Origin of the sequence: Kitasatospora sp. NPDC098663 (assembly GCF_044760075.1) — a bacterium.
In the GTDB taxonomy this organism is placed as follows: Bacteria; Actinomycetota; Actinomycetes; order Streptomycetales; family Streptomycetaceae; genus Kitasatospora.
Map to the genome: position 1 here is coordinate 66797 of NZ_JBIWAP010000017.1, position 19649 is coordinate 86445.

At 72.3% G+C, this 19649-nt stretch carries 19 protein-coding genes and 1 pseudogene; 4 read left to right on the forward strand and 16 right to left on the reverse strand.

Features of this window, described 5'->3' with window-relative positions:
• The first annotated feature begins 28 nt into the window (after window positions 1-28).
• Entirely contained in the window at window positions 29-625 is a 597-nt protein-coding gene (locus tag ACIQVZ_RS20045; RefSeq protein ID WP_402451614.1) for a TetR/AcrR family transcriptional regulator, read from the forward strand.
• Between the two features lie 273 nt (window positions 626-898).
• Window positions 899-1951: a trypsin-like serine peptidase gene (locus ACIQVZ_RS20050; RefSeq protein ID WP_402451616.1), complete on the forward strand. Its 1053-nt coding sequence runs from the start codon at window positions 899-901 to the stop codon at window positions 1949-1951.
• Window positions 1952-2114: 163 nt separating this feature from the next.
• Here ACIQVZ_RS20050 and ACIQVZ_RS20055 read toward each other — a convergent pair whose 3' ends face one another.
• From ACIQVZ_RS20055 to ACIQVZ_RS20065, 3 genes are all read right to left on the reverse strand, one after another.
• Entirely contained in the window at window positions 2115-2474 is a 360-nt protein-coding gene (locus ACIQVZ_RS20055; protein ID WP_402451618.1) for a hypothetical protein, read from the reverse strand.
• Window positions 2475-2611: 137 nt separating this feature from the next.
• Window positions 2612-3031, reverse strand: coding sequence for a hypothetical protein (locus ACIQVZ_RS20060; protein WP_402451621.1), 420 nt, complete (start codon window positions 3029-3031; stop codon window positions 2612-2614).
• Between the two features lie 115 nt (window positions 3032-3146).
• Complete coding sequence (locus ACIQVZ_RS20065) at window positions 3147-3338, reverse strand: hypothetical protein (protein ID WP_350879369.1); 192 nt, start codon at window positions 3336-3338, stop codon at window positions 3147-3149.
• Between ACIQVZ_RS20065 and ACIQVZ_RS20070 the strand changes: the two are divergent.
• Window positions 3270-3570 (forward strand): annotated as a pseudogene (locus ACIQVZ_RS20070) (integrase core domain-containing protein); the annotation flags it as partial. The gene ACIQVZ_RS20065 and the pseudogene ACIQVZ_RS20070 sit on opposite strands and share 69 nt — an antisense overlap.
• A 22-nt stretch (window positions 3571-3592) precedes the next feature.
• Here ACIQVZ_RS20070 and ACIQVZ_RS20075 read toward each other — a convergent pair.
• The 8 genes from ACIQVZ_RS20075 to ACIQVZ_RS20110 all read right to left on the reverse strand — a co-directional run bounded on the left by ACIQVZ_RS20075 (window position 3593) and on the right by ACIQVZ_RS20110 (window position 12913).
• Window positions 3593-4324 carry a carbonic anhydrase gene (locus ACIQVZ_RS20075; protein ID WP_402451623.1) on the reverse strand — a complete coding sequence of 244 codons (732 nt, stop codon included), beginning with the start codon at window positions 4322-4324 and terminating at the stop codon, window positions 3593-3595.
• Between the two features lie 226 nt (window positions 4325-4550).
• Entirely contained in the window at window positions 4551-5507 is a 957-nt protein-coding gene (locus ACIQVZ_RS20080) for a WYL domain-containing protein (protein WP_350879291.1), read from the reverse strand.
• Between the two features lie 204 nt (window positions 5508-5711).
• Complete coding sequence (locus tag ACIQVZ_RS20085; protein ID WP_402451626.1) at window positions 5712-6008, reverse strand: hypothetical protein; 297 nt, start codon at window positions 6006-6008, stop codon at window positions 5712-5714.
• Complete coding sequence (locus tag ACIQVZ_RS20090; protein WP_402451628.1) at window positions 6005-6538, reverse strand: pyridoxamine 5'-phosphate oxidase family protein; 534 nt, start codon at window positions 6536-6538, stop codon at window positions 6005-6007. Before ACIQVZ_RS20090 ends, ACIQVZ_RS20085 begins: the two co-directional genes overlap by 4 nt.
• Before the next feature lie 162 nt (window positions 6539-6700).
• Window positions 6701-7990, reverse strand: a complete 1290-nt coding sequence (locus ACIQVZ_RS20095; protein WP_402451629.1) for a cytochrome P450 — start codon at window positions 7988-7990, stop codon at window positions 6701-6703.
• A gap of 117 nt (window positions 7991-8107) precedes the next feature.
• Entirely contained in the window at window positions 8108-9346 is a 1239-nt protein-coding gene (locus tag ACIQVZ_RS20100; protein WP_402451632.1) for a cytochrome P450, read from the reverse strand.
• Window positions 9343-12423, reverse strand: a complete 3081-nt coding sequence (locus tag ACIQVZ_RS20105; RefSeq protein WP_402451634.1) for an amino acid adenylation domain-containing protein — start codon at window positions 12421-12423, stop codon at window positions 9343-9345. Before ACIQVZ_RS20105 ends, ACIQVZ_RS20100 begins: the two co-directional genes overlap by 4 nt.
• 46 nt (window positions 12424-12469) lie before the next feature.
• Window positions 12470-12913 carry a pyridoxamine 5'-phosphate oxidase family protein gene (locus tag ACIQVZ_RS20110; protein WP_402451636.1) on the reverse strand — a complete coding sequence of 148 codons (444 nt, stop codon included), beginning with the start codon at window positions 12911-12913 and terminating at the stop codon, window positions 12470-12472.
• Between the two features lie 365 nt (window positions 12914-13278).
• On the opposite strand from ACIQVZ_RS20110, the gene ACIQVZ_RS20115 reads away from it, so the two are divergent.
• Window positions 13279-14331: an ATP-binding cassette domain-containing protein gene (locus ACIQVZ_RS20115; protein WP_402451639.1), complete on the forward strand. Its 1053-nt coding sequence runs from the start codon at window positions 13279-13281 to the stop codon at window positions 14329-14331.
• Window positions 14332-14465: 134 nt separating this feature from the next.
• Here ACIQVZ_RS20115 and ACIQVZ_RS20120 read toward each other — a convergent pair whose 3' ends face one another.
• Genes ACIQVZ_RS20120 through ACIQVZ_RS20140 form a run of 5 tightly spaced genes read right to left on the reverse strand, consistent with a single transcriptional unit; the run spans window position 14466 to window position 19623 of the window.
• Window positions 14466-16295, reverse strand: a complete 1830-nt coding sequence (locus ACIQVZ_RS20120; protein WP_402451642.1) for an AMP-dependent synthetase/ligase — start codon at window positions 16293-16295, stop codon at window positions 14466-14468.
• Between the two features lie 46 nt (window positions 16296-16341).
• The gene (locus ACIQVZ_RS20125) at window positions 16342-16830 is read right to left on the reverse strand and encodes a flavin reductase family protein (protein WP_402451645.1); all 489 of its coding nucleotides are present in this window, start codon (window positions 16828-16830) and stop codon (window positions 16342-16344) included.
• A gap of 4 nt (window positions 16831-16834) precedes the next feature.
• The gene (locus tag ACIQVZ_RS20130) at window positions 16835-17572 is read right to left on the reverse strand and encodes an enoyl-CoA hydratase/isomerase family protein (RefSeq protein ID WP_402451646.1); all 738 of its coding nucleotides are present in this window, start codon (window positions 17570-17572) and stop codon (window positions 16835-16837) included.
• 54 nt (window positions 17573-17626) lie between these two features.
• A complete protein-coding gene (locus ACIQVZ_RS20135; RefSeq protein ID WP_402451649.1) occupies window positions 17627-18445 on the reverse strand; it encodes an enoyl-CoA hydratase/isomerase family protein in 819 nt (272 codons plus the stop codon).
• Window positions 18442-19623: an LLM class flavin-dependent oxidoreductase gene (locus tag ACIQVZ_RS20140; protein ID WP_402451651.1), complete on the reverse strand. Its 1182-nt coding sequence runs from the start codon at window positions 19621-19623 to the stop codon at window positions 18442-18444. Before ACIQVZ_RS20140 ends, ACIQVZ_RS20135 begins: the two co-directional genes overlap by 4 nt.
• Between the last annotated feature and the right edge of the window lie 26 nt (window positions 19624-19649).

Here is a 19649-nt window from a genome sequence, read left to right on the forward strand (position 1 = left end):
TGGGCGAGACCCCCTGAGGAGAGAGGCCATGATCGGACCCATGACACCGCCGCGCCCGACGCTGATCGCCGACGCCGCCATCGCCCTGATCGCCGAGCGCGGCCTGCGCGGGCTGACCCACCGCGCGGTGGACGAGGAGGCCGGACTGCCCGCCGGCTCGACCTCGAACCTCGCCCGGACCAGGGCCGCCCTGCTCGACCTCGCCCTCACCCGCATCGTCGAACGCGAGACCGGAGGCCACCCGCTCATGGCCGGCGGGCCCGTGCCGGACGCCTGCCCGCGCAACCTGCTCGCCCAAGGCGTTGCCGAGCTGCTGCACGAGGCGCTCACCACCGGGCGCAGCCTCACCCTGGCCCGCCTCGAACTCGCCCTGGAAGCCACCCGCCGGCCCGAACTGCGCGCCGGCTACGACCGGCTGGGCGCGCGCTTCACCGACACCGCTGCCGCCCTGCTGGCACAGAGCGGCTCGGCCGACCCGGTGGCCGACGCCCGACGGCTGATCCGCTGGTGCGACGGCCTGCTGTTCAACGGCGCCGCGGGAAGCGGGCACTGGCACGTGCCGACACCGGAGGAACTGCGCGGCGAGGTGGCACGCTACCTCGCCGCCCTGCTCGACCGGCACTGACCGACCGGGACGGGTCGACCGTCGCGGACGCAAACCCTCGGCCGGAGCGGAGCGCACACCCGGCACCGGTACGAGGATGAGACGCCGTTACCGGAACCTGACGGTACCGATGGAGGAGCGATACGAGCTCCAGACCAGGACCTGACGTTCTGTTCCTACAGTGCCGGATATCCGTGACGCGAGGGGGCGGACCGCGGCCGCCCCCTCGCGTACGGACCGCATCCGACATGAACCGCACCCGACATGAACCGCAGCCGACCGAGATGGGCAACGATGTCAGCCACACGCCGAGCACACCCCCGCGGCCTCTCCGCCGCGGGCGCCTTCCTGCTGAGCGCGACCACGGCAGCGACGGTGCTGCTGCCCACCGCGGCCCTCGCCGCGGAACCGGACTCCGTCACCTCGCACGCCGGCGCCACGACCGCGCAGGAGCGCGGCCGGATCGACGCCTACTGGACCGCCGACCGGATGAAGCTGGCGGGCGCCTTGGTCCCCGAGATCACCCCTGTGCCCGAGGACGACACCACGCCCGACGATCCGCGTCCGCTCCCGCCGAACACGCCGGACCCCGGCGCCGTCTGGACCCACGGCGGTGCGGTGGACCGGAGCGTCGGCCGGCTCTTCTTCACCTTCTCCGACGGCTACGACGGCAGTTGCACCGCGACCGTCGTCAACAGCGCGAACCGCAGCACCGTCGTCACCGCGGCGCACTGCCTGCGGGGCGTCGGGGCGCCCGCCACCGACGACACCTGGCGGCACAACCTCTACTTCGTGCCCGGCTACCGCAACGGGACGAAGCCGCTCGGCGGATTCAGCATCAAGTCCATGGCCACGTCCTCCCGTTGGGACGCCGATCCGGCCGGCACGACCTCGAACGACGTCGCCCTCGCCGGCTACGACAGCGCGGTCCTCGTGGCGAACCCGTCAGCCGAGGGGCGTCGGCTCGCGGACGTCACCGGAAGCCAGCGGATCGCGTTCACCGGGCCCGCGGCGGGCGAGTTCATCCACACCTTCGGCTACCCGAAGGACCGGCTCAACGACCCCAGCGCCAAGTACGCCGGTTCACGCATGATCCACTGCGCCGGAGCGAACCGGCCCGCCCCCAAGGCGCCCCTGCTGTGGGGCGAGTCCTGCGACATGTCCCACGGGGCGAGCGGCGGCCCGCACTTCGCCCACTTCGACACCCGGACCGGCGCCGGCACCGTCGTCGGCGTCACCACCACCACGGAGGACCTCGCGGGCGGGCAGCCCGGCACGCTGTACGCCACCCGTTTCGGTGACAGTGCCCACCGCCTCTACAACTGGGCCCAGGCGCGCTCGGCCTGACCGGCACGGAGACCGGCCGGGACCGCCAGGTCCCACCGGGCTCCGACGGGCCCCACCAGGAGACGCCGGTACCGGGGGCGCGAGCCGACTGGCTTCCACACCCCCGGTACCGGCGTCCGAGGCCTCCGCCCGGGGAGGCCGTCCGAAGCCGCTGCGGCGTCCGTCAGGCCGGGACCACCCGGTAACTCCACATCGCCCAGGGCAGGTTGGACTGGGCCAGCGAGCCGGTGGCCCACGGGTACGCACCGGCGCAGTCCGCGCCCGAGTACAGCACCACGGACGCGGAGCCGGCGGCGACCTGGACGGAGCGGGCGGGCGCCGACAGGGTGTGGCAGGTGCCGAAGTCGCCCAGGTCGATCGTGGTCACAGCCCCGCTCCCGCCGGTGCCGGTGTACAGGTGGGCGCCCGGCTGCGGCGGCGGCCAACCGGCGGCGTGCGCCGATCCGGCGCCGAGGCCGATCAGGGCCGTGACCACGGTCGCCGCAGCGGCCGAGCCGCGGAGCATCGCCTTCGAGGTGAACATGCGTGAACCACCTTTCCGTAGGTGTGCTGGTGGTGCCGGCACGGCAGGCGGTGGCGAAGGATCTGTAGGGCTCACCGCCCCTACCGTGCCGGCGGGTTGGGACACCGGGTCGAACGGCCCGGACCGCAGGGTCCTGCTCAGTAGACGTTGATCTCGTTGGTGCAGTAGGTCCAGTACGGGCGGGGCGGGGCCCAGCCGAGATACTTGGTGCCGCAGATCTTGATGCTCTTGATCTTCACCCAGTACTTCGTCGCGACGTCCTTGCCCTGGTCCACCGCCAGCTCCGTCTTCTCGCTGTTGAAGTCGTCCGTGGCGCGGACGGAGCCCTTGAAGTAGGTGCCGTCACCGACCTTGATCCACACCCAGCCGTCCGAGCAGTTGTCCACCTCGACCTGGACGTTGTCGAATTTGAAGTACTTCGTGCAGCCGGCCGTGGCAGCGGTGCCCGCCGCCGCGGGGGAGACCGATACGGTGGTCAGCGCGGCCACGGCGAGGCCCAGGGCGCCGGCCGTCCTGGCCAGCCTGCCGGACAGGTTGTTCACGGTGATGACTCCCATGGTGTGGTGACGAGGTGTCTGCTCGTGGAGCGTCTCCACTGTGCCGCGGCAGTCGCCGGTACGGCATCGGTCATCTGACCGCGATCGCCGGTACCGCGACGGGCGCGGGGATCAGTCAGATGACTGCACCCGTCCCGACCGGGCCGCCGTCCCCGAGCCGCGGACGGGCTCGGCCCAGCAGCGCGGCGATCACCCGCCGGACGACCGCGTGGCCCTCCGCGGCGCCGTCGAGGCCCACCGCACGGACAACGGTGCGGAGTTCCAGTTCGCCTTCCACCGGCACGTGCTCGACAAGGGCATCGCCCACACCTGCATCAAGCCGGCATCCCCCACCTCAACGGCAAGGTCGAACGCTCACACCGGATCGACGCCGAGGAGTTCTACGCACGCTCGCCGGTGTCGTCGACGACGGCACCGGCGTTCTCAACGACAAACCCCGAGAACGGGAGGACCACTACAACTCCCACCGCCCGGACGGCGCTCCCGGCGGCCAGACGCCCTATGAACGCCTCAAACAGAAGACCGGGACCCAGGTGTAACCGGGCTCCGGCAGATGCACGGCTAGGGCGCACCGGACAGGACTTCCACCTCGCCCGTGTCGAGCGAGTAGTAGGCGCCGACCACGGCGAGGGCGCCCTTTCCCACGAGTGGGGCCAGGTCCTGGTTGGAGCGCAGGTCGGCTGCGGTCAGCGTGACCTGGGCGCGGGCCATGGTCTCGACCGGGTCGGCGCCGCCCTCCCGGACCGCTTGTTCGTACGCCGGCTGCAGGGCCTTGACGATCGCTTGCAGGTTGCCGGGCAGCGGTTTGTCGTCACGAAGGGACTCGTACGCTGCCTTGACAGCGCCGCAGCGCTGATGCCCGAGGACCACGACGAGGGGGGTGCCACTCGTCATGGGCCCGTACTCGACAGAGCCGGTGACCACCGGGCCGACCGCCTCCCCGCCCGTGCGCATCACGTAAAGGTCGCCCAGACCGGTGTCGAAGAGGAGCTCGGGCGGCACTCGCGAGTCGATGCACGAGAGGATCGCCCCGAAAGGCTCCTGTTCCTGGGCCACGAGCTGACGCCGGTTCGGATCCCGGTCGGGGTGTTGAAGGTTCCCGCTCACCCAGCGCTTGTTGCCTTCCATCAGCCTCGTGAATGCCGCGGCGGGCGTGCTGGGCCGTGCTTGCGGCGAAGCGCTGGTCGTCGGCGAGTCCGCCCTCGTCGATGTGCACCCCGCGAGCGCGACCGTGGCGCCCACGAGCCCGCCGGCAAGGAGCGCTCTACGGCTCGGGTGTCCGGTTCTGTCCATCGGCTGTTCCCCTCGACGTCGCTCGGACACGTCCCTGTGTCTCGGCCCGGCCAATTGTTCAGCGTGGCGTGGGTGCCCTGGCGGCAGGCGCAAGCGGGCACGGGCCACATTGCTGCGGATGGCCCAGAACTCGTTCGGGCGTCGGGGCACTTGGCTTCGTCGGTGTCCGGGATCACGCCGGTGCCCTCCCCGGTGCCGCCCGACACCGGGTTGATGGAGCGGGCGGTCAGGTGTAGAGCGCGGCGGCGCGGCGGGTCGCCTCGGTCAGGCGGGCGCGGAGTTCGGGCGGGTGGAGGACCTCGGCTTCCGGGCCGAGGCGCAGGAGTTCGAAGTAGCCGATGTCCCAGGTCTCGACCGGCAGGGTCACGGTGACCCAGCCGTCGGCGTCCGGGGGGCCCGCGGTGGCGAGGGCGTCGGAGGCGGCGGTCGGTTCCAGCAGGACGGCGAGGTTCTCGACGGCGAGCGGGCTCAGGCGCACCGTGGCCCGCTCGCGCAGCATGGCGCGGGCGAACTCCCGCGCCGCCGCGCTCCAGTAGCCGGCGAGGTCGAACTCCGGGTCGCGCTCGAACCGTTCGTCGCCGGCCTCGGCGGTCTCGAAGCGGTCGACGCGGTACGAGCCGACCCGGCCGGACGGGCCACGCGCCGCCAGGTACCACTGCCCGGCCTTCAGGACCAGGCCGTACGGTTCCAGCCGCCGCTCCCGGGTGCCGCCGCGCGCCGCGTAGCGGGCGTGGAGCACGCGGTCCTCCCACACGGCGCGCGACACCTCGGTGAGCAGCGGAGGGGGTTCGGCGTCGCGGAACCAGGCCGGTGCGTCCAGATGGAACCGCCGGGTGGCGGCCGCGGGGGCGTCGCCCAGGGCGGCGGCGACCTTCAGCCGCGCGGCGAGGGCGTGCCCGGCCAGGCCCATGTCGCGCAGCGGGCCCGGTAGCCCGGCCAGGTGCAGGACTTCGGCTTCGGCGCGTTCGAGACCGGTGAGACGGGTGCGGTAGCCGTCGACGAGCCGGTAGCCCCCGCCCCGGCCGCGTTCGGCGTACACCGGTACTCCGGCCTCGACCAGCGCGGTGACGTCCCGCTGCACGGTGCGCTCGGAGACCTCCAGCTCGGCCGCGAGTTCCGCGGCGGTCATCGTCCGCCGGGCCTGGAGGAGCAGCAGCAGCGCAATGGCCCGGCTCGCCCGCACGTCACTGCCCTCCGTCGCCTGTCGTCGTCGCGCGCCCGGACCTCCGGCGTACGGGCGCGGCACCATCCTCGCCGGGCGCGGCGGCGCGGGCCCGCCCGGGGCCGGGGGCGAGCCGTGCACGGCCCCGGCCCCGGGCGGGCATCCGCCGCGGACCACGCACGCGGCCCTGCCGTTCGTGCGGGCGCCGCACGCGGGCGCCGTACGTCAGCCCCGTAGGCGGTTGCGCTGGGTGGTGTACTGGCGTACGAACGGCGAAAGGCCCTCCAGGTACCGCAGTCGGGCCTCGCTGTGCAGGGTGTCGACGGCGAGTGAGGTCTTGCCGCTGCCGCTGCCGCTGCTGCTGGCGCCGGTGAAGGCGACGAGCCGGCCTTTGGGGATGCTCGGGGACACCTCGCGCAGGTTGTCGGTGCGGGCGCCCGCGACGTCGATGGTGTCGCGCCTTCGGTCGGCCCCGGCGGTGTGCGGGGCCGGCGTTCGCGGGTCCGGTACGGGCGGGGTCATGCCGCGTCCGGCTTCTCGCCGAGCTTGTCGAGGTCCGGGGCGAACGCGGCCGTCCAGTGCGGGTGCAGCCGGTAGTAGACCACGTCGTTGTCCCAGTCGAAGGCGTCGTCGCCGTAGAAGTCCCGGAAGTACGCGAGCAGGTCCGGCCAGTCCGCGGCCGGCTCGCCGCCGTGGGGGTTGAGGATCTCCACGGTGCCGTGGGTGAACACGCCCAGGTCCTCCCCGCGCAGGTGCGCGGCGCTGACGGCGGGCCGGGCGGCGAGGTGCCGGGCCTTCGCGGAGCCGCGTGCGGTGCCGAAGTGCCACTTCCCGTGAAGGAAGTGCCCGTCCACGCCGCTGATCCGCGGCTCGCCCTTCGCCGTCACGGTGGACAGCGCGAGCGTGCACATGCCGGTGAGCACGCGGGTGAGCTGCTCGGCGGTGAGTGTGCGCTCGTCGCTGATGATCGACCGCAGGTGTGCCGTGGAGCGGGAGAGCGAGGAGTGGAGGAGGGCTTGGAGCCGGTGGAGTTCGTCGGGTGTTTCGCGCATGAGGGTCCTTGTCCGTCCGTCGTCCCGGTCCGCGCCACCACGGCGCCGACCGGTGAACCCACTGTCTGCGCGAAACCCGACATCCTCTGTCGTATTTCCCGCGATGTCCTCCCTTGTGGGGTGTCCTCCCTTGTGCGGTGTCCTCTGCACCTCGGCGGTGCCTCACGGTGGCGGGGGTCGGTGGCTTCGCGGTCGTTCCGATGGGCCGCTGACCCCGTGAGCGGCAACGGTGGTGACGTGCCGGCTGACGGGGAGGGTCAGCGGTGACTTGCTCGGCGATTCGTCGTCCCAGGTGGGTTCCTGTCCTTCGGCGAGGCGCAGCCGCGGGAAGCGGTCGAGCAGGGCTTCCAGCCCCACGGCCATCTGGGCCCGGGCCAGGTGCGCGCCGATGCAGTTGTGCGCGCCCCGGCCGAAGGCGAGGTGCGGGTTCTCCGCTCGGCACAGGTCGAGCCGGTCGGCGTCGGGGAACATCCGCTCGTCGCGGTTGGCCGAGGCGAGGACGGGCAGAACGGCGTCGCCCGCGCGGATCCTGCGGCCGTGCAACTCGATGTCCTCGACGGCCTGGAGGACCACGACGCCGTTCATGACCGGTATGTACCGCAGGAGCTCCTCCACCGCGCCGGGCAGGAGGCCGCGGTCGTCGCGGAGCCGGGCGTAGTGGTCGGGCGGGGTCAGCAGGGCCACCACGGCGTCGGCCAGGAACATGGTGCTCGTGCGGTAGCCGGCGACCAGCATCGACAGCCCGAAGTTCACCACGCTCTCCCCGTCCAGGGTGCCGCGCCCGCACGCGTGGACCAGCTCGGTGAGGACGTCGTCGGCGGGCTCGCGCCGCTTGCGGTCGAGCAGGGACGCGATGTAGTCGCGCAGTTCGGAGGTGACCTCGCGGCCCTCGTCCAGGGTGACCATCGCCCCGAGGGCGGCGTCCGCCCTGGGCAGGAAGTACTCGCGGTCCTCGTAGGGGATGCCCACCAGATCGCACATGGCCAGCAGCGGGAAGGGCTCCAGGAAGCCGCCGACCAGGTCGCCGGGCTGCCCGGCGGCCGTGAAGTCGTCCAGCAGCCCGTCGGCCGACCGGCGCAGGCGCGGCAGCCGGCGCCGGACGGAACGGACGCTGAACGGTTCGGCCAGAGCACGGCGCAGGGCCGCGTGGCGGGGTCCGTTCAGTTCCATCATCGTGATCAGGCCCGGCTCGTCGGCGGCGGCCCGGTCGGGCCGGGGCGGCCAGTCGTTGATGGTCGGCCGGATCAGCCGGGGGTCCGCGATCAGGTCCCGGACGTCCTCGTAGCGGGTGGCGTACCAGGCGGTGGCGCCGATCGGCAGCCGGACCTTCGCGAGCGGGCACTCCCGGCGCAGCCACCCGTACTGCGCGGGCGGGCCCATGGTGCCCGGGGGCGGGAGTGGCAGGTCGATCACGGGCGGGTCGACGGCGGGTCGCGGCGGTGTGCTGCTCACTGGCGGTGCTCCCTGGTCGCGTACGAGGTGGTCGGGCACGAGGTGGTCGCGTACGAGGTGGTCGGGCACGAGGCGGTCGCGTAGGAGGTGGTCGGGTGCGAGGTGGCCGGGTGGGTCTCACCAGTCGACCGGGAGGGTCAGCGGTGACTTGGTCACGGATTCGTCGTCCCAGGTGGGTTCCTGTCCTTCGGCGAGGCGCAGCCGCGGGAAGCGGTCGAGCAGTGCCTCGACTCCCGCGGTCAGTTCGGCGCGGGCCAGGTGGGCGCCGAGGCAGTTGTGGGCCCCCCGCCCGAAGGCGAGGTGGCCCCGGCGGCCCGTGGTCGCGCCGGCCCGGTCCAGGTCGAGCCGGTCGGCGTCGGCGAAGACCCGCTCGTCGCGGTTGGCGCAGGCCGGTACGGGGATGACGGCGTCGCCCGCGCGGATCGTCCGCCCGTGCAGTTCGATGTCCTCGGTCGCCAGGAGGATCACGGTGCCGTTCATCACCGGCATGTAGCGCAGGAACTCCTCCACCGCGCCGGGCATCAGCTCCCGGTCGTCGCGCAGGCGGGCCCACAGGTGCGGCCGGTCGAGCAGGGTGTGCACGGTGTCGGCCAGGAAGAAGCTGCTGATGCCGAAGCCGACGGTGAGCATGGACAGCCCGAAGGCCACCACGTCGTCGTGGGTCAGCTCGCCGTCGTCGCACCGGCGGACCAGCCGGGTCAGGACGTCGTCGCCGGGCCGGTCCCGCTTCCGGGCGATCAGTGCGGCGACGTACTCGCGCAGCAGGTCGGTGACCCGGCGCCCCTCCTGCGAGGTCACCATGCCGCCGAGGGCCGCGTCCAGCACCGGGAGGAACCAGTCCCGGTCCTCGAAGGGAATGCCCACCAGGTCGCAGAGCACGAGCAGGGGGAAGGGGTCGGTGAAGCCGGCGACCAGGTCGCCGGGCGGGCCGTTCTCCTCGAACGCCCGCAGCAGGCGCCCGGCGAGCCCGACGATGCGCGGCAGGTGGTCGCGCACGGCCCGGGAGCTGAACGGATCGGCCAGGGCCCGGCGCAGGGCCGCGTGCCGGGGGCCGTCGAGTTCGGCGATGGTGACCAGGCGCGGCCCGTCGTCCGCGGGCTGCCCGGGACGCGACGGCCAGTCGTTGATGGTCGGCCTGATCAGCCGGGGGTCCGCGAAGAGCATCCGGACGTCTTCGTAGCGGGTGACGTACCAGGCGGTCGCGTCCATCGGCATCCTGACCCTGGCCAGGGGGCAGCTCTCGCGCAGCCGCGCGGACCCCTCGGGCGGCCCCATGGTGCCCGGCGGCGGGAGCGGGAAGTCCAGGACGTCCGGCTCGGCGCCGCGCCCCCGCGCGCCGGGTGGCTGTCCGCTCATGCCGGTTTCCCGTCCGGGTGGCCGCGGCCGGGGCGTTCGATGTAGCCGGTGGTGTAGAAGTACTCCAGGTAGCGGTCCAGCAGCTGCGCGTCGACGGGAGGGCAGTGCAGGCCCGCGGTGGCCAGGTCGTGTTCGACGTTGGCCCGCCCGACGGTCGGGAAGGTGCCCTCGAAGTACATCTCCTTGACGGACATGTCGGCCTGCTTGCAGCGGTCCACGCACAGTGAGACGAACGGGGCCGTGGGGCTCGTGGGGTGCTGCGCGACGTGGCGGACGAGTTCGCCCACCCACTGCTCGTAGGGGAGCCGGGAGATCCGGTGGCCGGCCGCGTCCATCCGGTCGAGCATGTCGCGCAGGCTCGCGGGGCGGGGGTTGGTCAGGTGGTAGGTCCGGCGGGTGGCGCGGTGGGTGGTGGCGATGTGCACCAGGGCGGCGGAGAGGAAGTCCACCGGGACGAAGTCCAGCGGCAGCGGGATGTCGGGGGCCAGCCCGGTCTCGCTGATCGTCTTGAACAGCGAGCAGATCGCGGTGTCGGTGTTGCAGGCGCCGGTGCACCGGTCGCCGGTGATCTCGTACGGACGGTAGACCGCCACCGGCAGGCCCTGGTCCGCGGCGTCGCGCAGCACCTCCTCGGCGACCCACTTGCTCTCGGCGTAGCCCATGGTGAGTCCGTCGGCGTGGTCGAGCGGCAGGTCCTCGTCGACGTGCCGTACGCCGGCGGTTCCGAAACCGGCGAGCACCGCGATGGTGGAGAGGAAGTGCACCGGCACCCGGCGCCCGGCCGCCAGTCGTACGAGCTCCCTGGTGCCTTCCACGTTGGTGCGGCGCAGCGCGTCGTACGGATAGATGAAGTTGACCTGCGCGGCCGAGTGGATCACCAGGTCGAGGGCGCCGGCGAGTTCGTCGGCGCGGCCCGGCTCCAGCCCGAGGCCGGGTTCGGCGAGGTCGGCGGGCAGGCACACGATGCGGTCGGCGGCTTCGGGGGTGGCGAGGCCGAAACGGTCGAGGTTGCGCATCACCTTCTGCCGGGCGTGGGCGGGGGCCCGGCTTCGCACCGGGCAGTGCACCCGGGCGGCGGTGCGGCGCAGCAGCGCGGCCAGGAGGAACGCGCCGACGAAGCCGGAGGCGCCGGTGAGCAGCACCTCCGCGGGGTGGTGCCAGTCCGGTTCCGGCCCGCGCTGCGCCGGGAGGGTGAAGCCCAGCCGTGCCTCGGCGCGGAAGTCCACCGGGCCCGCGTCGGTGCTCACCCCGCCGGGCCGGCTCTGGACGGCGACGACGGCGGCGGTGAAGTCCTCCAGTGCGGGGGCGCGCAGCAGGCTGTGGACGAGGGTGCGGCCGTGCCGGGCGTCGAGGTCGAAGGCGGCCAGCGTACGGGTGACGGCCTCGGCTGCCAGCAGGGAGTCGCCGCCGATGTCGAAGAAGTTGTCGCCCGGCGCCGGGTGCACACCCAGCACCACCTGCCAGACCCGGGCCACCGTGTCCTGCGGACCGGGCTCGGTGCCGTTCACCGCCGCCGGGACGGCCGCCTGCTCGGTCGCCGCCAGCCCGCGCAGCCGGTGGCGGTCGACCTTGCCCCCGGGCGTCACCGGGAAGCGCGCGAGTTCCACCAGCCGCGCGGGCACCGCGGGTGCGGGCAGCCAGGCGGCGAGACCGCTGCGGATGCGGTCCAGGGTCAGTGCCTGGCCGGGGCGGGCCGCGGTCACGTACCCGATCAGGGCGTCGCCGTCCCGTTCGACGACGGCCTCGCCCACCGCGTCGTCCGCGCGCAGCCGCGCCTCCACCTCGTCCGGCTCGATGCGGTGCCCGCGCAGTTTGATCTGCCGGTCCACCCGGGCCCGGTACTCCAGTACGCCGTCCGGGTACCGGACCACGCGGTCACCGGTGTGGTAGAGGCGCGTACCGGGCTCGACGAGGTCGTCGACGAAGCGTTCGGCGGTCAGCTCGGGGTCGCCGAGGTACCCCAGTGCGAGCCCGTCCCCGCCGACGAGGAGTTCGCCCTCCTCGCCGGTGTCGGCGAGCGTGCCGTCCGGGCGCAGCACGTGACAGGTGGAGTTCTCCAGGGGGAGGCCGATCGGCACGGCCGTCGCCCCGGGAGGCAGGTCGTGCAGCGCGTGTGCGGTGGAGACCACGCTGTTCTCGGTCGGGCCGTAGAGGTTGGCCACGGTGGTGTCCGGGCAGGCCGCCAGGATCGCGCGGGCCAGCTCCGCGTCCATCGCCTCGCCTCCGGCCGAGGCGAACCGCAGGGACCGCAGCGCCGAGGGCCTGGTGCGCGCGATGTGGTGGAACACCCCGGTGGTCAGGTACGCGATGTCGACCCGCTCGGAGAGCAGCAGCGATTCCAGGGCGGTCGGCGACAGCAGTTCCTCCTGGTCGGCGATCACGACGCAGGCGCCGGCGAGCAACGCGGGCCAGATCTCGATCGTGGAGGCGTCCGAGGAGAGGCCGTAGGCGTGCAGCACCCGCTCACCGGGCCGCGGCCGCTGCCGCACCAGGTCGGAGGCGGCCAGCCGGACGACGCCGCGGTGCGGGATCGCCACGGGTTTGGGGCGGCCGGTCGAGCCGGAGGTGAACATCACGTAGGCGCAGTCCGCGGGTTGTGCCCGGGCCTGCGGTACCGCGGCCGGGGCGGTCGGGGCCAGGACGCCCACGTCGATGCGGGAACGCACGCGCCGGATGCGGCGGGAGCTGCCGGGCAGCGCGACGACGGTGTGCACCCCCGCGTCCTCCGCCATCGCCTGCAGACGCGCGGGCGGCGAGGCGTCGTCGAGCGGGACGTAGGCCGCACCGCTCTTGAGGATGCCCAGGAACGCGACCAGCGCCTCCGGAGAACGGGCCCCGCACACCCCGACCGTGTCGCCGTACCGCACGCCGGAATCGTGCAGCCGGGCCGCCAGCGCGTCGGAGCGGAGCTTGAGTTCGCCGTAGCTGATGCTGCGGCCGTGCTGCACGGAGGCGATGGCCTGCGGGCGGTGCGCCGCCCGGGCGTCGAACAGCTCGTGGAGGCAGCGATCGCGTGGATACGGCACCGCCGCGGCGTGCTCGGCCGTGGCCTGATGCGTCCTTGTCCGGGTGTTCATCGGGATGTCACGCTCTCTGCCGCGCGCGGGCCGCGTGCGCGGCACGCTACGGTTCGAACTCCTTGGCGAAGGCGGCGAAGTCGGCGGTGCGCCATCTCTCGGGCCTCATGCGGATGAGGACGTCGTCGTCCAGTTGCCGCCGGTTGGCGTCCAGGTACGCGGCCGCCGTGTCGGCGTCCAGGTACCGGCGGGCCAGCTCCTCGCGTTCGGCCGGCGGCAGCGGGTCCTCGACGGCCACCACCGGCCCCTCCACACTGACGTAGCGGTAGGGCGCCGACTCGACCTGCGCGCAGAGACTGAACCGGCCCGCGCCGCGGACGAGCCGGGCCTTCAGCGTCTCCCGCCCGGTCTGGATCGTCACCAGCCCACCGGGCCGGTAGGAGTACCAGAGCGGGACGAGCAGCGGTCCGCCGCCGTCGCGCGTGTCGTCCACCCCCAGGATTCCCACGTGCGGGCCGGCGAGGAACGCCTCCCGGGCTTCGACCGACATCCTGAGATCCACTGGTACCGCCTCGATTCGGCAGGAGACGCATCCGGTATCGATTCGCGCGAGGGAGCGTGAGCCGGCGGGGGCCTCCGGGCGGCCGGCGTGTGACCGCCGCAGGTCTGTGCGGGTCCTCGGTCCTTCTCGTCCGGTGCGCACGGCCTTCGGGAACCCGGTTGGGCGGCCAGGGCAGGGCCGGGGCCGGGCTCTCTCCTCCACGTTTCCACCACACCCGGGTGGCCCGCATCCCGGCGGCCGCGCCCGCGGTGCCTCCGCGGCCCCGCCGAAGAGCACGACGGGCGCCCCGGAGGGATCCTGCCAGTGTCGGCCGTCAGGTGGTTCCCGGCCGGTTCCAGGAGAAGGAGGGGCGCATGAGGGCGGCCATCCGGGCCGAGGGCCTGGTGAAGGACTTCGGCGACGTACGGGCCCTGGACGGGGTCGACCTGGACGTGCCGGAGGGGACGGTGCTGGGCCTGCTCGGCCCCAACGGCGCCGGCAAGAGCACCGCGGTACGGGTGCTCACCACCCTGGTGCGGCCCGACGCGGGCAGCGCCCACGTGGCGGGGGTCGACGTGCTCAAGCACCCCGGCCGGGTTCGCAGCCTGCTGGGCCTCTGCGGCCAGTACGCGGCGGTCGACGAGTACCTCACCGGCCGGGAGAACCTCCAGATGGTCGGCGAGCTCTACCAGATGCGGACCAGGGACGCCAAGGCGCGCGCCCGGGAACTGCTGGAGTGGTTCGACCTCGCCGAGGCGGCCGACCGGCTGACCAGGACCTACTCCGGTGGCATGCGCCGCCGGCTCGACCTGGCGGCCGCGCTGGTGGTGCGACCCCCGGTGATGTTCCTCGATGAGCCCACCACCGGTCTGGACCCGCGCAACCGGCTGGCGCTGTGGGAGGTCGTCGAGATGCTGGCGGCGGAGGGCACCACCCTGCTGCTCACCACCCAGTACCTGGAGGAGGCCGACCGGCTGGCGCACGACATCGTCGTGGTCGACCACGGCCGGGTGATCGCACGTGGCTCCGCCGACGACCTCAAGACCAGGACCGGCGGCGAGCGGGTGGAGGTGGTGGTCCACGACCGCGAGCAGATCGGTGCGGCCGTCGCGGCGCTCACCCCGTACGGTGGGGGCCCGCTCAGCGTGGAGCAGCACACCCGGCGGATCCTCGTGCCGGTGGGCGGGGGCGCCCGGGTGCTCGCCGACGTCATCCGCGAGCTGGACGGGCTGGGCGTCCTCATCGACGACATCGGCCTGCGCAGGCCCACCCTCGACGACGTCTTCCTCTTCCTCACCGGCCACGCGGCCGAGGAGAACGACGCGGGAAAGCCGCCTCGGACGGCTTCCGGGGCCGGGCGGCGCCGGTGGACACGGAACGCCCAGGGGAATTCCCGGTGGGGGCTTCGGCGCCCCCGCCAGAAGTAGCGACCGGGCGGGCGACCACCCGGGCCGGCCACGCACCCGGCCGTACGACGGACTCGCCGTCCGCTACGAAGCGACAGTGCTGGTCGCGGCCATCAACGAACGGCTGTGACCAGCACTGTCGAGACACGCCCTAGCTAGTCCGACCTCGACCGCACGTGGTCGGCGATCGCCACGTCGTCGTTCGCGTCGTACATCTCGTCGATCAGCATGGCGAACGACCTCACGACAGCGTTGCGCTTGACCTTGCCGTTCGCGGTCCGCTCGCCGCGTTCGACCTCCAAGGGGCGCGGCAGAACGCGGAAGTCCTTCAGCTGTTCCGCCCGCGCGAGATCCGCGTTGACCCGGTCGACCTCCGTCCGCAGGCGTTCGGTCGCGGCCTCGGCCGACAGGGCGTCCGCAGTGGTGCTCGGCTCCAGCAGGACGGTGAGGTACTTGCGCGCCTCCCCGACGACGATCGCCTCGTTGATCAGCGTGCTCTCCTTCAACCGGGTTTCGATGGGTTGAGGACTGATCGTCTTGCCGCCCCGGGTGATGATCACGTCCTTCTTGCGGCCGATGAGCCGGATGTCGCCGTGGGGCGTGTACTCGACCAGGTCACCGGTGTGCAGCCAGCCGTCCCGGAGGACGGCCTCGGTCTCCTCCGGGTCGCGCCAGTATCCGGTGAAGAGGAGCGGTGCGCGGATCAGCATCTCGCCGTCGTCCGCGACTCTCACCTCGAAGCGCGGGTCCGCGAACTTCCTGCCGATCGTGCCCGGGCGGGGGAACGGCTGGTCGAAGTGCGCGACGGGGCACGCTCCGGTCTCGGTGAGGCCGTAGTTCTCGCGGAGATCGAGCCCCCAGATCTGCCAGATCCCGAGGACGCTCTCGGGCATGGCCGCGGACGCGGTGTAGGCGAGGCGGATGCGGTCCATCCCGACGGTCGCCCGCAGCGGCAGGAAGACTCCGCGCAACGCGGCGGCGTACGCGATGCGCAGCGGTACCGAGGACCGGCGGTGGGACCAGCGGTTGTCGGCCACCCTGCGGCCGATCCACATGGCGGCGTCGTAGACGTGGCGGCGCGATCGAGGCCAGGCCTGTGTCCGGGCGATGAGTTCACCGGCGGCCTTCTCGTAGAACCGCGGTGGCCAGAGCAGTGCCGTCGGCCGTACCGAGCGCAGCACGTCCCGGTAGTCCTCGATGGGGCAGTACGTGACCACCAGCCGGGTGAGCAGCGGCGCGAAGAGCGACATCACCGCCGGCGCGACGTGGGCCAGCGGCAGGAATCCCACGACGTCGTGCTCGTGGCCCACGCTCTCCGGGTAGAGGCCGACGACGGTCTGGATCGAGTGCTGCAGCGTCCGGTGCGAGTGCGTGACGCCCTTCGGCGCCCCGGTGGACCCCGACGTGTAGAAGAGTGCCGCGGCGTCGTCGAGGGATCCGCCCGCGACCAACTCGCGCAGCGTGTCCAGACCTTCGTCGGCGTGCCGCGCTCCTTGCTCGCACAGGGCTTCCCAGGTCGTCCCGTCGACGGTCCCGGGCAGCGCCGGTGGCATGGCGTCGATGCCGGCGACGAGCCGCAGCGTCGGTGTGTGCGCGGCGACCGCCGCTACCTTGGTGAGATCCGTCGCCGTCTCACCGATGAAGGCGGCCGCCTCGCTGTGCGTGAGGAGTTGTTCGATCTCGGCGGGCGAGTTGGTCGGGTAGACACCGACCGCCACGCCGCCGAGGCTCTGCACCGCCAGCGCGGCGAAGGCCCATTCCGGGCGCGCGCTGCTCATCACGGCGACGCGGTCGCCGTGCCGTACACCGTGCGCGGCGAGGCCGAGTGCGAGGTCGCGCACACGGCCCGCGTACGACCGCCAGGTGATCGTCTGCACGACCCCGTCGCGCCAGTGCCGCAGCGCGATGTCGTCGGGTGTCCTGCTCGCACGATCGAGCAGCAGCCCCGGAAGCGTCCGGGTCGGTTCGAAAGTCCTCAGATCCATGACGTGGCTTCCTTCCCGGACCCGGCCGGCCCGGGTCCGACGGCGATCACGCGGCACGCTCCCCGAGGCGAAGGAAGCCACCTCGGTACCACATCACCGGCTCACCGCCGCCCGTCCGGGCTTCGCGCACGCGGCCGATGAGGATCACGTGATCGCCACCGGGGACGACCTGGTGCAGTTCGCAGTGGAGGACCGCCGCCGCGTCGGGCAGCGACGGGTGGCGTTCCTCGTCGAATTCGAAGCCGGCGTGCGCGAACTTGTCGGCGCCCTTCGTCGCGAACTTCATCGCCAGCTCCGCCTGAGCGGGTGTCACGACGTTCACGACGAACCGTTCGGCGGCCATGAAGACGGGGAAGCAGTCCGCTCGCCGGTCCAGGCACACCAGCACGAGCGGCGGATCGAGTGACAGCGACGCGAAGGAACTCGCGGTGAACCCGTGCAGGGTGCCGGTCGCGCCGCGCGTCGTCACGATGGTCACGCCCGACGGGAAGCTGGCCAGTGCCGAACGGAAGACGGCCCGCTCCACCTCCTCCACTCGATCAGTCATTCCACGCCTCCCGGGCCGCTCGGGCCGCGGGGTCGTCGAAGACCCCGCGTGCGTCGGCGATCGTGGTTCGGAGCTGGGCTTCGGCGGCCCGGTCGGCACCGCCCGTGCGCAGGGCCCGTTTCAGTGCCGCGAACACGGCAGGTGGTTTCGCGGCCGCCGTACGCGGGCGTGCCGTCGCGACGGCGAGCAGCTCGTCCTGCTCGACCACGTGGTCGACGATGCCGATGGCCTGCGCGTCGAGCGCGTCGACGGGCTCTCCCCCCAGCAGGAGGCGCCGGGCCGCGCGGTCGCCGAGAACCGTGCGCACCCGGGCGATCCCCTTCACGGCCGGGAGCAGTCCGTGGTCGATCTCGGGGAAGACGAACCGTGCCCGCGGTGACGCGAACACCACGTCGGCGAACAGCGCGATCTCGATGCCACCACCGACACACCAGCCGTTGACCGCGCACACCAGCGGCCGGGGGAAGTCCTCCAGTGCGCAGAGCAGCGCGTGGAACGACGTCATGCGCTCGACCATGGACTCGGCGTCGTGGGTGTCGGTCTCCTTGATGTCGCCTCCCGCGCAGAAGAAGCGCTCGCCCGCGCCCGTCAGGACCAGCGCGGGGGCGTTCGGGCGGTCGGCGAGGGTGTTCAGTGTCGTCGTCAGCTCGCGGACGGCAGCGTTGCTCAACGCGTTCGCGGGTGGGTGGTCCAGGGTCAGGACGGCCGTGCCGTGCCCTTCGTCGGACACGTGGACAACGCTGTGCGTTGTGTTGTGCCGGGCTGTGGTCATGATCGTCTCCGGTCAGTTCGCCGATGTGTCGGCCGTGCGGGCGGAGGGGAAGTCCGCGGGGCGCTTCTCCCGGAACGCCTGGCGCGCTTCGAGGTAGTCGGCGCCGGCGAAGTCGAGGATTTCGAGCGCACCGGACAGTTCGTGCTGGGGCAGCGCGTCGGTGAGCCACATGTTGAGGGCGCGCTTCGTGAAACGCAGGGCCTGCTGGGGGCCTTGTGCGAGCCGGGTGGCGACCTCCAGGGCGCGCGGCAGTACCTGCTCGCGCGGGACCGCCAGACTCACGAGGCCGATTCGCTCGGCCTCCGTGCCGGTCAGCTTCTCGGACGTCAGCACGTAGTACTTCGTCTTGGCCATCCCGACGAGAAGCGGCCAGATCAGCGCGGCGTGGTCACCGGCGGTCACGCCGACCTTGGTGTGGCCCTCCATGAGCACCGCGTCCTGCGCGACGATGCTGATGTCGGCGAGCAGTGCGGTCGACAGACCGTAGCCGACCGCCGGGCCGTTGATCGCCGAGATGATCGGCTTCTCGATCCGCAGCATGGCCGACACCCGCTTTCGCTCGCTCTCCAGCATCACCAGTGCCTGATCAAGGGTCGGATCGGGCTCCCTGACGTCCATCCCCGTGCAGAAGGCCTCCCCGGCTCCGGTCACCACGACGACGCGGGTTTCGTCGTCGCGCTCGACGTCGGCCCAGATCCGGCTCATCTCCTCGAACATCGGCATCAGCAGCGCGTTGTACCGCTCGGGCCGGTTGATCGTGATCTGCAGGACGCCGTCGGCGGGGCGCTCGACGAGGACGTGACCGGTGCCGTGGTCGTAGAGGTCGCTCATCGAACCGCCTCCACGCCGTTCTTGAGGTCGTGTCGGGCCTGGAACAGGCGGAGCGCCTCCTGGTGGGCGGGGCGCGCGGCGCGGATGTCGGCCAGCACGTCGTCGGCCGGACGCACCACGTTGCGCGGGTGCTTGAAGTGCGGGATCACGTACTTGCCGAACAGCTCGATCGAGCGCATGAGCTGGTCGTGGGGGAGACTGTCCACGCGCAGCACCAGCGCCTCCGCGCCCATGTCCGCGTACCGCTGGACGTGCTCGATGCAGTGCTCCGGATCGCCGACGACGAAGCCCTGCGAACGCTCGAACATGTACTCCTCGTCGTCGAAGTCGACGTCCTTGACCGCGCCCATGTAGGCGTAGTCCTTCGACAGCTTGGACAGCCGCTCGAAGGCGTCGGTCGCGAGCCTGACCATGTCGAACAGGGGCTTGGCCTGCTTGCGGGCCAGCTCCGTCGTCTCGGCGCAGTGCATGCCGCCGCTGATCAGGACCGTCTTGCGCGGCGTGATCGGGTACGGGTGGGTGGTGGCGGCGAGCGTCTCGTCGTAGAGCTTCAGCATGTTCTCCACGAGGTCGAAGCCCAGGAAGAACCCGCCCATGATGGCGCCGATACCCATCGAGGCGGCGGTCTCGACCGAGCTCGGGCTGCCCGCGGCGGCCGAGATCGGCGGGTAGGGGCCCTGTAGCGGCTTGGGAACCAGGCTGCGCGGCGGGATCTTGTAGTGCTCGCCCACGAACGAGAAGGGGTCGTCGAGGAACGCCCGGCGGATCAGCTCGATGCCTTCGCGCCACTGGGCCTTGTTCTCGGTCGGGTCGACTTCGAACGCTCGCAGCGCGAGTGTCGTGTTGCCGCGTCCGGTGCCGAGTTCGACGCGGCCGTTGGACAGGATGTCCTCGGTCGCGATGCGCTCGGCGACGCGCAGCGCGTGATTGATCCGCGTCGGCAACAGCGTCACCAGGTGGATGAAGCGGATCCGGTTCGTGAGAGCCATCAGGTACGGATAGAGCACCTCCGGAGCGGAGATCGAGGCCGTGCCGATGGCGACGTGCTGCTCGGAGCTGCCGAAGGCGTCGAAGCCGACCCGCTCCGCGAGCAGCACCTCCTCGATCAGCTCCTGGTAGCGGTGCTGGTGGGTCAGTCCCGGCTGCGTGTCGCCTTCGGTCATGAGGATGAAGTCCATGTCGCCCCCTCCTTCAATGTTATTGG

Bases quoted from the DNA above. Each gene is read 5' to 3' on its own strand.
- ACIQVZ_RS20135 (WP_402451649.1), bottom strand. From the start codon at position 18,445: ATGAGCGACCTCTACGACCACGGCACCGGTCACGTCCTCGTCGAGCGC.
- ACIQVZ_RS20110 (WP_402451636.1), bottom strand. From the start codon at position 12,913: ATGTCGGTCGAAGCCCGGGAGGCGTTCCTCGCCGGCCCGCACGTGGGA.
- ACIQVZ_RS20120 (WP_402451642.1), bottom strand. From the start codon at position 16,295: ATGGATCTGAGGACTTTCGAACCGACCCGGACGCTTCCGGGGCTGCTG.
- ACIQVZ_RS20050 (WP_402451616.1), top strand. From the start codon at position 899: ATGTCAGCCACACGCCGAGCACACCCCCGCGGCCTCTCCGCCGCGGGC.
- ACIQVZ_RS20045 (WP_402451614.1), top strand. From the start codon at position 29: ATGATCGGACCCATGACACCGCCGCGCCCGACGCTGATCGCCGACGCC.
- ACIQVZ_RS20140 (WP_402451651.1), bottom strand. From the start codon at position 19,623: ATGGACTTCATCCTCATGACCGAAGGCGACACGCAGCCGGGACTGACC.
- ACIQVZ_RS20100 (WP_402451632.1), bottom strand. From the start codon at position 9,346: ATGAGCGGACAGCCACCCGGCGCGCGGGGGCGCGGCGCCGAGCCGGAC.
- ACIQVZ_RS20075 (WP_402451623.1), bottom strand. From the start codon at position 4,324: ATGGACAGAACCGGACACCCGAGCCGTAGAGCGCTCCTTGCCGGCGGG.
- ACIQVZ_RS20060 (WP_402451621.1), bottom strand. From the start codon at position 3,031: ATGGGAGTCATCACCGTGAACAACCTGTCCGGCAGGCTGGCCAGGACG.
- ACIQVZ_RS20085 (WP_402451626.1), bottom strand. From the start codon at position 6,008: ATGACCCCGCCCGTACCGGACCCGCGAACGCCGGCCCCGCACACCGCC.
- ACIQVZ_RS20055 (WP_402451618.1), bottom strand. From the start codon at position 2,474: ATGTTCACCTCGAAGGCGATGCTCCGCGGCTCGGCCGCTGCGGCGACC.
- ACIQVZ_RS20105 (WP_402451634.1), bottom strand. From the start codon at position 12,423: ATGAACACCCGGACAAGGACGCATCAGGCCACGGCCGAGCACGCCGCG.
- ACIQVZ_RS20090 (WP_402451628.1), bottom strand. From the start codon at position 6,538: ATGCGCGAAACACCCGACGAACTCCACCGGCTCCAAGCCCTCCTCCAC.
- ACIQVZ_RS20115 (WP_402451639.1), top strand. From the start codon at position 13,279: ATGAGGGCGGCCATCCGGGCCGAGGGCCTGGTGAAGGACTTCGGCGAC.